Origin of the sequence: Dactylosporangium sp. CA-092794 (assembly GCF_050948465.1) — a bacterium.
Taxonomy (GTDB): domain Bacteria; phylum Actinomycetota; class Actinomycetes; order Mycobacteriales; family Micromonosporaceae; genus Dactylosporangium.
On sequence record NZ_CP192044.1, the window covers coordinates 11,483,107 to 11,496,289 of the forward strand.

Genomic DNA, 13,183 nt, shown 5'->3' on the forward strand with positions numbered 1-13,183 from the left:
CCCCGCCCGACCCGATGTGAACCTGTGGATAACCCCGGATCGGCCTGTGGAAAACGTCGGCGGCCGGGGTTCGGCGTGCTATGCGAGCCGATAGACCACGACGGCGACCATGCCCGGGCCGACGTGGGCGCCGACGACCGCGCCGACCTCGGTGAGATACGCGCCGCGCAGCTGCTCGCCCAGCCGCTCCTTGAGCGTGGTGAGCAGCGCGTCGGCGCGGTCCGGGGCGGCGAGGTGGTGCACGGCGATGTCGACGTCCGCGTCCCCGGCGGCCTCGGCGGCGATGTCGACGAGGCGGGCCAGTGCGCGGCTCGCGGTGCGGACCTTCTCCCGCACCACGACGCCCTGCTCGGTGGTGTGCAGGATCGGCTTCACCGACAGCGCGGTGCCCAGCAGCGCCGCGGCCGCGCCGATCCGGCCGCCGCGGCGCAGGAACTCGAGGGTGTCGACATAGAAGAGGGTGGTGGTACGCGCGGCCGCGTCCACCGCCGCCCGCCGCACCTCCTCGAGCGTCCCGCCGGCCGCGGCGGCGTCGGCGGCGGCGAGCGCCGGGAAGCCGAGGCCCATCCCGGTCGACTGGGTGTCGATCACCTCCACCCGCCCGTCGAACTCGGCGGCGGCCAGCACCGCGGCGTCATAGGTCCCGGAGAGCCGCGCCGACAGGTGCACCGAGAGGATGCCGTCGGCGCCATCGGCGAACAATTGGCGGTACACCTCGGAAAACGCCTCGGGGGACGGCCTGGAGGTGGTTACGGAGACCCGCCGGGCGTTCAACGCGTCGGCGACGGTGGCGGAGTCGATGTCGACGGTCTCCAGGCCCGGCACGCCGTTGACGACCACGGCGAGCGGGACAACGGTGAGGCGGCCGCCCGGCGTGGCGGTGGCGGGCAGCGGCGGCAGGTAGGCGGTCGAATCGGTGACCACCGAGACGGCGGGGTGTGGGCCGGTCATGACGGCACGGTAGCCGATTGCGACCCGCCGGCCATCCCCCAACCGTCACCGGCCGCCGCGCTCACCCAAATACCACACGCATCACGGCTCGACCCGGTTGACCCGGAACGGCGTCCCCTGCTGGCAGGTGCTGAGCAGGTCCGGCTCCGGATGGCCGTAGACGGTCGCGCGCGTCCCGGCCTTCGGCAGCTCCGCCCGCTTCGGCCCGACCAGCAGATACGTCTTCGAGTCGGTGGCCAGCAGCACGCACCCGGGCTCGACCCCGTCCTGGACCGTCCCGGTGACCGAAACCTCCACCACCGACGAATCCCCGGGCCGCAGCGACGGGCCGCCCGAAGCGGGCAGCGACGGGCCGCCCGAACCAGGAGGCGTAGCGATGGACGGCGGCGGCGCCGAAACGGGCTCGGACGAGTCCGGCGAAGCGCAGGCGACCAGCAGGAGCCCGGCGAACCCGACCAGCACGACGAACCGAAGTCTCATAACCCCTCCGACGCTAGTCCCGGTCCCCCGGTTCCCGATCACGGCACGTTGTGGGCCTGCAGCGTCCACCCGCGCACCGGATCGTGGCGCAGGTGGGTCCGGTGGCAGTTGTGCATCGCCCCCAGCGTGGCCGCCAGCTCCATCGGCCACCCCAGCAGCGCGACCGTGGCGAAGCGGGCCGCCGCGCCGTGCGTCGTCACGACCGCGACGCCGTCGGGGCCGGCCGCCGAGGCGATGTCGAGCAGCGCCGCGACCATGCGCTTCGCCACCGCGTCGATCTCCTCCACGCCGGCGTCGCCGACCTCCTCGCCGCGCAGCCAGCGGCCGAACGACTCGGGCCAGCGCTGCGTCGCCTCGGGGTGGGTGAGGCCCTCCCAGTCGCCGAAGCCGCGCTCGCGCAGCCGCGGATCGTAGGTCACGGGCAGCCCCGAGACCGCCGCGAGCTCCGCCGCCGTGCTGGCGGCCCGGGTCAGGTCGCTGGCGTAGAGCAGGGCCGGGCTCAGCGCGGCAAGCCGCGGCGCACTCTCCCGGGCCTGCTCAAGACCCACGGCGGACAGCTCCGTGTCGGTCTGCCCCTGAATCCGAAGTGTCGCGTTCCACTCGGTCTGACCGTGCCGCCACAACACGAGCAGCGTCACGCGGCCACCCCCGAACCGCGAGCGATCATGCCGAGGCGGGCAGGTCGCGGTCCACGAACTCGATCTGCGGGCAGTCCTTCCACAGCCGGTCGAGCGCGTAGAACTCCCGCTCCTCCGTGTGCTGGACGTGGACGACGATGTCGACGTAGTCCAACAGCACCCACCGACCGGCTCGCTCACCCTCGCGGCGCACCGGCTTGGCCTTCTCCGGCAGCTGCACCAGACGCTCCTCGATCGCGTCGACGATCGACAGGACCTGGCGCTCGTTGGGCGCCGAGGCGAGCAGGAACGCGTCGGTGATGACCAGCTGGTCGGCCACGTCGAGGATGACGATGTCTTCGGCCTTCTTGTCGGCGGCCGCTTGCGCGGCGGTGAGCGCCAGCTCGCGGGCACGCTCAGTGGCGGGCACCGGACTCCCTTCGTCGAACCACCCCGGCCAGGTCCGCCGGGCTCGTTCCAGCCTCTCACGCGGGTACGACATTTTGCTGCTCAGTTGTTGCCGACTTTTCGGTACAAACCGCGCTTTGCGATGTACTGCACCACACCATCCGGCACCAGATACCACACCGGCTTGCCCTCCTCCACCCGCCGCCGGCAGTCCGTGGACGAGATCGCCATCGCCGGGACCTGCACCAGGCTGACCGTGTCGGCGGGCAGGTGCTCCGCGTTGAGCTCGAAGCCGGGCCGGGTCACGCCCACGAAGTGCGCCAGCGCGAACAGGTCCGCGGCGTCCTTCCAGGACAGGATCTTGCTCAGCGCGTCGGCGCCGGTGATGAAGAACAATTCAGCGTCGGTACCGTATGAAGCCCGCAAATCGCGCAGCGTATCCACGGTGTAGGTGGGCCCGCTCCGGTCGATGTCCACCCGGCTGACCGTGAATCGCGGGTTGGAGGCGGTGGCGATGACGGTCATCAGATACCGGTCCTCGGCCGGGCTGACCGCGAACTCGCCCTTCTGCCACGGCTGGCCGGTCGGCACGAACACCACCTCGTCCAGCCCGAAGAGGTCCGCCACCTCGCTGGCCGCCACGAGGTGGCCGTTGTGGATCGGGTCGAAGGTGCCGCCCATGATGCCCACGCGCATCACCGCATCGTAATGATCAGAGCCGCCATTCGGCGTCGTGCTGCTCGTCACCTCCGGCACATCCCCCGGCCACCCCCCGACCCGACCCCGGGACCACCCACGAGTCGCACAAACCGCCGCCGGGACCCCGCCGGGGCCGCTGTAGCGTGGCGCACATGACGCTGTCCCATCCCAAAGGCGAGTTCGACGACTCCCGCGCCGTGTGGCGTTCCGCCCCCGGCGACAGCCACGGCAGCCGCGTCGAGGTGGCATTCGTGGACGACCTCATCGGCCTGCGCAACGGCGCCGATCCGGGCAGTCCCATCCTGGTCTTCACCCAGGACGAGTGGGACGCGTTCGTGGCGGGCGCCAAGGACGGCGAATTCGACGTCTGACCGGCCAGGGGCCGGGCCCGGGCGGCCACCGGCGCAATGCGGTGACCGCCCGGGCAACGGTCAGGGCTGCAGCAGCGACCGCAGCGCGGTCATGCGCTCCAGCCGCGGCCCGAGGGCACGCACCCGCAGCGTCAGCGTCACCGCCTCCAGCGCCGCCTCCTCATCCGGCGGCCGGTAGCCCCGGTGCCCCTCCAGCCACTCCGCCACCTCCGGCCAGTCGTACACCGGCCGGCGAGGGTGCGCGAACACCGGCTCGGGCAGCGCCCAGGAGCGCACCGCCACCGCGGGCCGGTCGAGCCGCTCGCCGATCGTCTCCAGCGTGACCAGCGGGTCGTCGGCGAGCGCCGACTCGATCGCCAGCCCCGCCACGTCCAGGTCACGCACCCCGGACACGACGGCGTCCAGCAGCGAGGGCGCGTCCCGGTCGAACGCCACCCACGCCACCCGCCCGGCCGGCCAGTCCGCGCCGCCCGGCTCCCCGCCGGCCCCGACCGGACCGCCGGAGCCGGGAGCCACCGGGACGACATCGTTCGGCGGCAGCACCTCCACGCACAGGTCCGCCGCCCGGCCGAACAGCGCGTCCGCCGCGCCCGGCGTCACTTCCCCGGCCACGAGCAGCCGGAACTGCCGCAGCCGCATCACGCCCGCCGCCCGCACGCCCGGTGCCGGTGCGTGAACGCGTCGAGCCGCCGCGCCACCCGCTCGGCCGGCAGCCCGCGCGGTACCGCCGCCGGCACGCCCAGCCAGCCCCGGCACACCGGGCACTCCAGCCGCAGCCAGTCCCGGTCCTCGTCGATCTTTCGATGCACGGGTCCTCCCCCCGTCGATCACCTTCCAGCGCCCCAGCGAACACCAGAAAACGCCGCTTGGGAGGGGCCAGCGGGAAACCCGCCCCACCGACAGATATCTGTGCATCCGAGCGCCGCGCACCGGTGATACGCTCCGATACATGTCGCAGTGCACCGCCCAACGGCTCAGCTGGCCCGCCCCATAGGGGCGGCCAGACTTCGCACACCGCGATATCCCCACATATCACCAAGGCCGCCCGGTCCGGGCGGTCGTTCTGTGTGGGCGCTCGGATTCCCTTGGCCGCGAGCCACGCGCAAATCAGGCGCAAACCAGGAGGAACGAGCCATGTCCCGACGCATATCGGGGTTCAAGCCGACCGGCCATCTGCAGCTGGGCAACTACGCCGGCGCGATCCGGCCGGTCGTCGACGCGCAGCACGACCACCCGACGGTGGCGTTCATCGCCGACCTGCACGCCATGACCGTGCCGCACGATCCGAGCCGGCTGCGCGAGCTGTCCCTGGAGGTCGGCGGCCTGCTGCTGGCCGCCGGCGTCGACCCGGCCCGCACGGTGCTGTACCGCCAATCGGACCTGACCGCCCACTCCGAGCTGCACTACCTGCTCGAGTGCGTGACCAGCTACGGCGAGGCGCACCGGATGATCCAATTCAAGGAAGCCCATTTCAAGAACAAGGATGGCGGCAGCGGCTCCCGGCTGTCGCTGCTGACCTACCCGGTCCTGCAGGCCGCCGACATCCTGCTGCACGACATCGACGAGGTGCCCGTCGGGCGCGACCAGCGCCAGCACGTCGAGCTCACCCGCGACCTGGCGCTGCGGTTCAACGAGCGCTACGGACCGGTGTTCACCGTCCCCTCGACGGTCCTCGCGCCGGTCGCGGCCCGCCTGGCCGACCTGTCCGACCCGACCGCCAAGATGGGCAAGACCAACGCCTCGGCCAACGGGGTGCTGTTCCTGCTCGACCCGCCGGACGTGCTCCGCCGCAAGATCATGCGGGCGGTCACCGACGGCGGCACGGAGGTGGTCTACGACCCCGAGGGCAAGCCCGGCGTCTCGAACCTCCTCGACATCCTCGCGGGCTGCACCGGCGACCAACCCGCGGAAATCGCCACAAAGTACGCAAATTATGGCGAACTCAAGGAGGCCGCGGCAGCGGCGGTGATCGACCTGCTGCGGCCGATCCAGCGGCGCTACCACGACCTGTCCCCCGAGGACATCGAGCACACGCTGCGGGCAGGCGCGGACCGCGCCCGCGAGCGCGCCGACGCCACGGTCGGGCGCGCCCGCGAAGCGCTGGGCCTCACCAGCGGACGGCGCGCTCCCGCAGGTAGCCGAGGGACGCCGGTGACGGCTGCGCCAGCGCGCTGAAGCGGGCCGGCCGGTAGTCGATCTCCTCGACCAGCAGATCGGCCTCCACCAGCAGCGCCCACGGCACGTGGAACACCTTCTCGCCCGGCACGGACACGCCCACCAGATCCACGGCGGGCAGCAGCGCCGGCGTCCCGACCGCCCACACGGCCGTCGTGAACGCCGACCCGTCCGGCCGGGCGGCGAGGGTGGCCTCGGCCAGCCGCGGATCGCCCAGGGTCCGGCGCTGGTGCTCGGCGACGTCGACGGCGAGCCGGCGCGCCCCCCGGACCGCGGCCGGATACGCCGGGTGCCCGCGCGGCGGCAGGAACGGCACCACTCGCCCGTCGTCGTCGGTCGTGTACGCCATCGGCGACAGCGGCCGCGGGGTCCGCGTGTACTCGTCGGCGGCCAGCTCGTAGAGCTGCTCGACCAGCCGCGGCTCGTCGGCGCACACCAGCAGCATGAGCGTGCTGGGCAGGAACGCGACCGCCCGGCCGCCGACCTGATCGTCGAGCTCGGCCAGCCACCCGTCCAGCAGGACCCAGGAGACCAGGTGCTCGCCGCCGTAGTCCGGCACGTGCAGGACCGACGGGCCGAAGAAGCCGGCCGAGGACGGCAGCTCGGCCCGGGCCAGCGTGCGGTGGTGCGCCGCGGCGAAGATCTCCTCCGGGCTCACCCCCCAGCGCCCCGGGCTGTCGATGTCCAGCGGTATCTCGCCGACCAGGACGACCTCGTCGAGGTGCGGTAATGCGGGGCGGCGCAGCGTGCGGGTGCCGCGGGCCGCGTGGCGCAGGGCCAGGCGCAGGTCGGGCAGCGCCGCGGCGAAGCTCTCCGGCTGGGCGGGCGGGGCGAGGCTGTGCGCCACGAACTCCCGCACGAACTGTTTCTTGTCGCCCGGATTGCGTTGGTACTGGGTAAAGGCCTTCGACAGGAAGAGCCAGCTGTATGCGTCCTGGCCACATTCGCACACGATGGCGAACTGGGTCGGGCGGAATTCGGCGTCGGTGAATCCGAGTCTGCGCAGCTCGGCCAGCACTTGGTCGGCGAAGCGCTCCCGCGGTGAACGGGTCGGTCGGGTCAGCCGCTCGAGGATGCCCACCGACCAGACACTAGCCTCAGGCGAGCTCAGACGCGATGGGCTCGGGAGCAATCACGAGTTTTTCATAGCACAGGCTGAGCGGGCTGTGTACGTACGGCCCATACGGCGGAATCGGTCGGTAACCGGCCGATTCGTACAATCGGATGGACTCGGGCTGACGGGGGCCGGTCTCCAGCCGGATGACCGGGTAGTGCAGGCCGGCGGCGAGGTCCTCCAGCGCGGCGAGCACCCGCCGGGCGATCCCCTTGCCGCGGTAGGCCGGGCGCACGAACATGCGCTTGACCTCGATGGTCTGGTCGTCCAGCGGCTGGATCGCGCCGCAGCCGGCGGCCACCCCGTCGACGGTGGCCAGCACGAACTTGGCCATCGGGTCGACCGGGAACCGCCGCGCCTCGGCGTTGCCGTAGCGGTTGGTGGCCTCGTCGGCGGAGAGCTGGATGAGCTCGGCGACGGCCGGGTCGGTGGCGACGCGGCGCACGACCCGCACCTCGCGCGCGCCGTCGTCGTCGTCGAAGCGCTTCTCGAAGCACCGGCTCGCCTCGTACTTCACGTAGCGGCCGAAGCGGGGGATCGGCCGGTAGCCCGCGGCGAGGAACAGCGAGATGGCCTCGGGCGAGGTCACGCCCGCCTCCAGGCGCAGCACCCGGTGGCCGCGGGAGGCGGCGAAGTCCTCCAGCGCGGCGAGCATCCGGCGGGCCAGGCCGCGGCCGCGGTACGCCGGGCGCACGTAGAGCCGGGTCACCTCCGCGGCGTCGATGTCGATGGGCAGCAGCGCGCCGCAGGCGACCGCGTCGCCGCCGACGACCGCGACCAGGTAGCGCGCGGCCGGGTCGACCGCGTACACGTGGCCCTCCCGGCCACCGTCACGCGCGCGCAGTTCCACCTGCTGGTCGACGACGAGCGCGATGACCTCCGAGTCGCCCGATGGACGTTGCTCGATCAACATGGAACGACGGTACGCAACCCGGATTTCCCGGATGTTTCACTTGACCAGCGATTTTCGTTGCGCAGCGGGTCAAAAATCTTCGTCTTCGGCCGCGTCCGCGGGTGAAACTTCCAACTCCTCGTACGGCCGGCGGCGGGCGGCCCGCATGGCCTTGCGCTCGGCCGCCCCGACCCGCTTGCCGGACTCCTCGAGCCGGTAGTCGGTGCCCCGGTTGCCGGGCACGAACTCCTCTTCGACGAACAGGTTCGGCTGCCAGTCGAACTCCCGGGCGCCGATGCGGACCGGGTCGCCGGGCTGGGCGCCGGCCTTCTTGAGCGCCACCTCGACCCCGAGCCGGGCGAGGCGGTCGGCAAGGTACCCGACGGCCTCGTCGTTGTCGAAGTTGGTCTGACGCACCCAGCGCTCCGGCGCGCCGCCCCGGACCACGTAGACGCCCTCGGCGTCGCGCTGGATGATGAAGCCGCTGTCGTCGACCGCGACGGGGCGCAGGACGATCCGGGTGCGCTCCGGCGGCGGCGCGGCCAGCCGGTGCTTGCGCACCAGCTCGGCCACGGCGAAGACCAGCTCGCGCAGGCCCTCCCGGGTGACCGCGCTCACCTGCTGCACGGTGTGGCCGCGGGCCTCCAGCTCGGGGCGCACGATGCCGGCGAGGTCGCGCCCGTCGGGCACGTCGATCTTGTTGAGCACCACCATGCGCGGCCGGTCCTCCAGCCCGCCGTAGGCGGCCAGCTCCGCCTCGATGGCGTCGATGTCGGAGACCGGGTCGCGCTCGGTCTCCAGCGCCGCGGTGTCCACCACGTGGACGAGCACGGCGGTGCGCTCGATGTGCCGGAGGAACTCCAGCCCCAGGCCCTTGCCGGTGGCGGCGCCCGGGATCAGCCCGGGCACGTCGGCGACGGTGAACGTCTCGTCGCCGGCCTGCACGACGCCGAGGTTGGGCACGAGGGTGGTGAACGGGTAGTCGGCGATCTTGGGCCGGGCCGCGGAGATCGCCGCGATCAGCGAGGACTTGCCGGCCGACGGGAAGCCGACCAGGCCGACGTCGGCGACGCTCTTGAGCTCGAGCACCACGTCGAGCTCCTCGCCGGGCTCGCCGAGCTCGGCGAAGCCGGGCGCCTTGCGCCGGGTGCTGGCCAGCGAGGCGTTGCCCCGCCCGCCGCGGCCGCCGCGGGCCAGCTCGAACTGGGTGCCGGCACCGACGAGGTCGGCGAGCACCTCCCCGCCGACGGTCTGCACGACGGTGCCGTCGGGCACCCGCAGGGTGAGCGTCTCGCCGTTGGCGCCGTCGCGGTCATTGCCGGCCCCGCCCTGGCCGTTGCGGGCCTTCTGGTGCGGGTGGAAGTGGAAGTCGAGCAACGTGTGGACGCCGGGGTCGACGACGAGCGTGACGCTGCCGCCGTGGCCGCCGTCGCCGCCGTCGGGGCCGCCGAACGGCTTGAACTTCTCCCGGTGGATGGACACGCAACCGTGACCACCGTCGCCGGCCCTCACGTGCAGCACGGCCCGGTCAACGAACGAGGTCACCGCGAATACCTTTCAAGAATATTTTTGGCCCGGGTCCGCGTCACTCGCGGACCGTTCCTCCCGGGCGACTCGCTCGGCGCTGGCGCGCCTCCCTGCGACTTCGTGGTGCCAAGAACACAGAGCGTTGTTCTTGGCACCACGGACCTGGCAGGGAGGGCCGCCAGGCCCGACCGGTGTCTGACGGGAGCGACGGTCGTCAGTTGCACGAACCTGAGTCCCGAAACAAGGCAACGGCGGGCGAGGGACGATTTATGCCCCTGCCCGCCGCGCGAAAACTGCGAGATCAGCCCTCGGCCGGAGTGATGCTGACCAGCTTGCGGCCGCGCCTGGTGCCGAAGGTCACATGACCGGCGGCGAGCGCGAACAGCGTGTCGTCGCCACCGCGGCCGACGAGGTCGCCCGGGTGGAACTTCGTGCCGCGCTGGCGGATGATGATCTCGCCGGCCTTGACGAGCTGGCCGCCGAACCGCTTCACGCCGAGCCGCTGGGCCTGCGAGTCGCGCCCGTTCCGCGAGCTGGACGCACCCTTTTTGTGTGCCATCGCGCTTGTCCTACTTCCCGGTGGAGATGCCGGTGACCTTCACCTGGGTCAGCGGCTGACGGTGACCCTGGCGCTTGTGGTAGCCGGTCTTGTTCTTGAACTTGTGGATCCGGATCTTCGGACCCTTGGTGTGCGCGACGAGCTCGGCGGTCACCTCGGCGCTGGCAAGCTTGGCCGCGTCGGTGATGAGATCCTCGCCGTCGACAAGCAGGACAGCGGAGAGCGTCAGCGCATCGCCCGGCTCGCCCGCGAGCTTCTCGACCTCGATCACATCGCCCTCGGCGACCTTGTACTGCTTGCCGCCGGTCTTGACGATCGCGTACATGGGACGCGGACTCCTGTCGTAGCTTCTGGCGGGCTGATCGGGCTCGTGCCGCCTTGCGAAAAGGGGCACGCAAAGAACCCTGCGCACGAAAGTGCGCTTTAGAGAGAGTACGCCATGGCTGGCGTACTCCCCAAATCAGGGCCTGGTGCGCCGGCGCACGCCACCCCGGCGGGTCCGCCGGCGGGCGCCGTTGCCCGAGCCCTCGTCCTCGTCGTCCTCGACGTTGTCGGGGTCGTCCTCGGAGGCGATCGGCGTGTACTCCGCCTCCTCCTGCACGTCCTCGACCACGTGCGGCGCCTCGACCGCGCCGTCGGCCTCCTCGGCGACCGCGGTGGCGCCCCGGCGGCCGCGCCGCCGGCCGCGCGGCGCGGGCGCGTCGGCCTCCTCCACGCCGCTGGTGACCCCGCTCGACGCCGTGGCCGAGGCGACCTTGGCCACCGCGTGGGAGTGCCCGCCGCTGCCGCCGCCGCGCTTCTCCGGGATCGGCTCGGTGTGGATGATCAGGCCGCGGCCCTTGCACACCTCGCAGGTCTCGCTGAACGCCTCCAGCAGGCCCTGGCCGACCCGCTTGCGGGTCATCTGCACCAGGCCGAGCGAGGTGATCTCGGTGACCTGGTGCTTGGTGCGGTCCCGGCCCAGGCACTCGGTCAGCCGGCGCAGCACCAGCTCCCGGTTGGACTCGAGCACCATGTCGATGAAGTCGATGACGATGATGCCGCCCAGGTCGCGCAGGCGCAGCTGGTGGACGATCTCCTCGGCCGCCTCGAGGTTGTTGCGGGTGACCGTCTCCTCGAGGTTGCCGCCCGCACCGGTGTACTTGCCGGTGTTGACGTCGATCACGGTCATCGCCTCGGTGCGGTCGATGACCAGGCTGCCGCCGGAGGGCAGGAACACCCGCCGGTCGAGCGCCTTGATCAGCTGCTCGTCGATGCGCAGGTCGGCGAAGACGTCACCGACGCCGGTGTAGCGGTGCACCCGGTCGACCAGGTCGGGCGAGACGTGCGACAGGTAGGGCTCGACCGACTCGTAGGCGTCGCTGCCCTGGATCAGCAGCTCGCGGAAGTCCTCGTTGAACAGGTCGCGGACGACCCGCACGACCAGCTCCGGCTCCTCGTAGAGCAGGGCGGGCGCGCTGCTGGTCGCGGCCTTCTCACCGATGGCTTCCCACTGCGCCTGCAGCCGCTTGACGTCGCGGGCCAGGTCGTCCTCGGAGGCGCCCTCGGCCGCGGTGCGCACGATCACGCCGGCGCCGTCGGGGACCAGGTTCTTGAGCACGTCGCGCAGCCGCTTGCGCTCCACGTCCGACAGCTTCCGGCTGATGCCGGACGCGTTGCCGTGCGGCACGTAGACCAGGTGCCGCCCGGACAGCGCGATGTGGCTGGTCAACCGGGCGCCCTTGGTGCCGATCGGGTCCTTGGTCACCTGCACGAGCACGGAGTCGCCGGACTTGAGCGCCTGCTCGATGGTGCGGGTGCGCCCCTCGAGGCCGGTGGCGTCCCAGTTGACCTCGCCCGCGTAGAGCACCGCGTTGCGGCCCCGGCCGATGTCGACGAACGCCGCCTCCATGCTGGGCAGCACGTTCTGCACCCGGCCGAGGTACACGTTGCCGACCATCGAGCTCGACGAGGCCCGGGTCACGTAGTGCTCGACGAGCACCTTGTCCTCGAGCACGGCGATCTGCGTGCGGTCGTTCTTCTGCCGGATGACCATGGTGCGGTCCACGGCCTCGCGGCGGGCCAGGAACTCCGCCTCGCTCAGCACCGGCGGGCGGGTGCGGCGCTGCTCGCGCCCGTCGCGGCGGCGCTGGCGCTTGGCCTCCAGCCGGGTGGAGCCGGAGACGCCCTGCACCTCGTCGCGCTCGCGCGCGGCCGGGCGCGGCTCGCGGATCTTCACGACCACGTGCGGGTCGTCGCCGGCCTCGGTGTCGGCGGCGCCCTTGCGGCGGCGCCGCCGGCGGCGGCGGGTCAGCCCCTCGCCGTCGTCGTCGCCGTCCTCGTCGGCGGACGCCTCCGCCTCCTCGTCGGCGGATGCCTCCTCGGCCTCGGCGTCGGCCTCCGTCTCGGCCTCGTCCAGCTCGTCACCGGCCGGGCCGCGGCCCCGGCCACGACCCCGGCGGCCGCGGCGACGGCGCCGGCGGGCGGCGGCGTCGAGGTCGTCGTCCTCGTCGTCCGCCTCGGCCTCGTCGGTCTCGGCGACCGCGTCGTCGGCCTCGACGGCGTCGGGCACCTCGGCGAACGTCTCCTCGGTGGCCGCGCGGCCGCGGCGGCGCCGCCGCCCGCGGGCGACCGGCTCCTCCTCGGCGACCTCGTCGTCCTCGGTGCTGGCGGGCGGCGGGGTCTGCTCGCTGGGCGGCATGAACAGCAGTTGCACGGGCGCGGCGCGGCGGCCCCGGCGGACCGGCGGAGACGCCTCCTCCTCGACCTCCACGACGAGGGGCTCGAGCTCCTCGGGGGTGTCGGCCTCGTCCTCGCCGAGCAGCTCATCGACGGTCGGCTCATCGAGCGCCGGCTCCTCGAGGACAAGCTCCTCGGCCACCGGCTCCTCGACGACCGGCTCTTCGACCACCTTGGCCCGGCTGCGCCGGGTCCTGGTGGCCTTGACCGGGACGGGCGGTTCCTCGATCGGCAGCGCCTGCTGTCCGGACTCGCCCAATTCGCCCGTTTCGGCGGCGGCCGTCGCTTTCCGGCGGCGCCGGGTGGGGGGTGCGGCTTCGGCGTTCTCAGTGCTCTCGGTGGCCTCGGCCGCGGCGGGGGTCTCCGCGGCGGCCTTGGTCGTCCGGCGCCGGGTGCGCCGGACAGGGGCGGTGGTCTCTGCTTCGTTGGCTGCGGCAGCAGCCACCGGCTCTTCGCCGGTGGTCTCGCCGCTCGCCGACTCGTTGTCGAACATGCGGACGTTCTCCAGTTCTGGCGCTTCCGGGCGCGTAATAACGCAGCCACACGGGGCGCCGCATATATGTTGTGCCGGCGGAGGTATCCACTCGCGCGGACGATCCGCCGTTAAGATCATCGCCGACGGCGGAGCCGTCGGCGCTCGCCAAGTCTGCTGACCTCGCGCCCGGCGACCGG

The 13,183-nt window shown here is 72.4% G+C and carries 15 protein-coding genes; 2 read left to right on the forward strand and 13 right to left on the reverse strand.

The annotated features are described in order from the left end of the window. Window positions 1-78: 78 nt before the first annotated feature. From ACQPXD_RS49625 to nadD, 5 genes are all read right to left on the reverse strand, one after another. Window positions 79-951, reverse strand: coding sequence for a DegV family protein (locus ACQPXD_RS49625; protein WP_432831087.1), 873 nt, complete (start codon window positions 949-951; stop codon window positions 79-81). An 81-nt stretch (window positions 952-1,032) separates the two neighbouring features. Then, window positions 1,033-1,431 (reverse strand): hypothetical protein, encoded by a 399-nt coding sequence (locus ACQPXD_RS49630; RefSeq protein WP_432831089.1) that lies wholly within the window; start codon window positions 1,429-1,431, stop codon window positions 1,033-1,035. A 38-nt stretch (window positions 1,432-1,469) separates the two neighbouring features. Then, on the reverse strand, window positions 1,470-2,069 hold the full coding sequence (locus ACQPXD_RS49635) for a histidine phosphatase family protein (protein WP_432831091.1): 600 nt from the start codon (window positions 2,067-2,069) through the stop codon (window positions 1,470-1,472). 25 nt (window positions 2,070-2,094) lie between these two features. Further along, complete coding sequence (rsfS, locus tag ACQPXD_RS49640) at window positions 2,095-2,478, reverse strand: ribosome silencing factor (protein ID WP_432831093.1); 384 nt, start codon at window positions 2,476-2,478, stop codon at window positions 2,095-2,097. Between the two features lie 80 nt (window positions 2,479-2,558). Beyond that, entirely contained in the window at window positions 2,559-3,137 is a 579-nt protein-coding gene (nadD, locus tag ACQPXD_RS49645; RefSeq protein WP_432844234.1) for a nicotinate-nucleotide adenylyltransferase, read from the reverse strand. 170 nt (window positions 3,138-3,307) lie between these two features. On the opposite strand from nadD, the gene ACQPXD_RS49650 reads away from it, so the two are divergent. Further along, on the forward strand, window positions 3,308-3,526 hold the full coding sequence (locus tag ACQPXD_RS49650; protein WP_432831095.1) for a DUF397 domain-containing protein: 219 nt from the start codon (window positions 3,308-3,310) through the stop codon (window positions 3,524-3,526). 60 nt (window positions 3,527-3,586) lie between these two features. Here the strand turns inward: ACQPXD_RS49650 and ACQPXD_RS49655 are convergent, their stop codons facing one another. After that, window positions 3,587-4,165 (reverse strand): hypothetical protein, encoded by a 579-nt coding sequence (locus ACQPXD_RS49655; protein ID WP_432831097.1) that lies wholly within the window; start codon window positions 4,163-4,165, stop codon window positions 3,587-3,589. Then, complete coding sequence (locus tag ACQPXD_RS49660) at window positions 4,165-4,335, reverse strand: hypothetical protein (RefSeq protein WP_432831099.1); 171 nt, start codon at window positions 4,333-4,335, stop codon at window positions 4,165-4,167. Before ACQPXD_RS49660 ends, ACQPXD_RS49655 begins: the two co-directional genes overlap by 1 nt. Window positions 4,336-4,660: 325 nt before the next feature. On the opposite strand from ACQPXD_RS49660, the gene trpS reads away from it, so the two are divergent. Beyond that, complete coding sequence (gene trpS / locus ACQPXD_RS49665; RefSeq protein WP_432831101.1) at window positions 4,661-5,701, forward strand: tryptophan--tRNA ligase; 1,041 nt, start codon at window positions 4,661-4,663, stop codon at window positions 5,699-5,701. On the opposite strand, the gene ACQPXD_RS49670 is transcribed toward trpS, so the two are convergent. The 6 genes from ACQPXD_RS49670 to ACQPXD_RS49695 all read right to left on the reverse strand — a co-directional run bounded on the left by ACQPXD_RS49670 (window position 5,634) and on the right by ACQPXD_RS49695 (window position 13,124). Then, window positions 5,634-6,782 (reverse strand): hypothetical protein, encoded by a 1,149-nt coding sequence (locus ACQPXD_RS49670; protein ID WP_432831103.1) that lies wholly within the window; start codon window positions 6,780-6,782, stop codon window positions 5,634-5,636. The genes trpS and ACQPXD_RS49670 overlap by 68 nt on opposite strands. 16 nt (window positions 6,783-6,798) lie before the next feature. Continuing rightward, on the reverse strand, window positions 6,799-7,728 hold the full coding sequence (locus tag ACQPXD_RS49675; RefSeq protein WP_432831105.1) for a GNAT family N-acetyltransferase: 930 nt from the start codon (window positions 7,726-7,728) through the stop codon (window positions 6,799-6,801). Window positions 7,729-7,797: 69 nt separating this feature from the next. After that, a complete protein-coding gene (gene obgE, locus ACQPXD_RS49680) occupies window positions 7,798-9,252 on the reverse strand; it encodes a GTPase ObgE (RefSeq protein WP_432831107.1) in 1,455 nt (484 codons plus the stop codon). 283 nt (window positions 9,253-9,535) lie between these two features. Then, window positions 9,536-9,793, reverse strand: a complete 258-nt coding sequence (rpmA, locus tag ACQPXD_RS49685; protein WP_432831109.1) for a 50S ribosomal protein L27 — start codon at window positions 9,791-9,793, stop codon at window positions 9,536-9,538. Window positions 9,794-9,803: 10 nt separating this feature from the next. Beyond that, on the reverse strand, window positions 9,804-10,118 hold the full coding sequence (rplU, locus tag ACQPXD_RS49690) for a 50S ribosomal protein L21 (RefSeq protein ID WP_432831111.1): 315 nt from the start codon (window positions 10,116-10,118) through the stop codon (window positions 9,804-9,806). Between the two features lie 135 nt (window positions 10,119-10,253). Beyond that, window positions 10,254-13,124, reverse strand: a complete 2,871-nt coding sequence (locus ACQPXD_RS49695) for an Rne/Rng family ribonuclease (protein ID WP_432831113.1) — start codon at window positions 13,122-13,124, stop codon at window positions 10,254-10,256. Between the last annotated feature and the right edge of the window lie 59 nt (window positions 13,125-13,183).

What these genes read in the sequence shown, in the direction of transcription:
- nadD (WP_432844234.1), bottom strand. Translation starts at nt 3,137, where the DNA reads ATGGGCGGCACCTTCGACCCGATCCACAACGGCCACCTCGTGGCGGCC.
- ACQPXD_RS49630 (WP_432831089.1), bottom strand. Translation starts at nt 1,431, where the DNA reads ATGAGACTTCGGTTCGTCGTGCTGGTCGGGTTCGCCGGGCTCCTGCTG.
- trpS (WP_432831101.1), top strand. Translation starts at nt 4,661, where the DNA reads ATGTCCCGACGCATATCGGGGTTCAAGCCGACCGGCCATCTGCAGCTG.
- rplU (WP_432831111.1), bottom strand. Translation starts at nt 10,118, where the DNA reads ATGTACGCGATCGTCAAGACCGGCGGCAAGCAGTACAAGGTCGCCGAG.
- ACQPXD_RS49650 (WP_432831095.1), top strand. Translation starts at nt 3,308, where the DNA reads ATGACGCTGTCCCATCCCAAAGGCGAGTTCGACGACTCCCGCGCCGTG.
- ACQPXD_RS49675 (WP_432831105.1), bottom strand. Translation starts at nt 7,728, where the DNA reads ATGTTGATCGAGCAACGTCCATCGGGCGACTCGGAGGTCATCGCGCTC.
- ACQPXD_RS49655 (WP_432831097.1), bottom strand. Translation starts at nt 4,165, where the DNA reads ATGCGGCTGCGGCAGTTCCGGCTGCTCGTGGCCGGGGAAGTGACGCCG.
- ACQPXD_RS49625 (WP_432831087.1), bottom strand. Translation starts at nt 951, where the DNA reads ATGACCGGCCCACACCCCGCCGTCTCGGTGGTCACCGATTCGACCGCC.
- rpmA (WP_432831109.1), bottom strand. Translation starts at nt 9,793, where the DNA reads ATGGCACACAAAAAGGGTGCGTCCAGCTCGCGGAACGGGCGCGACTCG.
- ACQPXD_RS49695 (WP_432831113.1), bottom strand. Translation starts at nt 13,124, where the DNA reads ATGATCTTAACGGCGGATCGTCCGCGCGAGTGGATACCTCCGCCGGCA.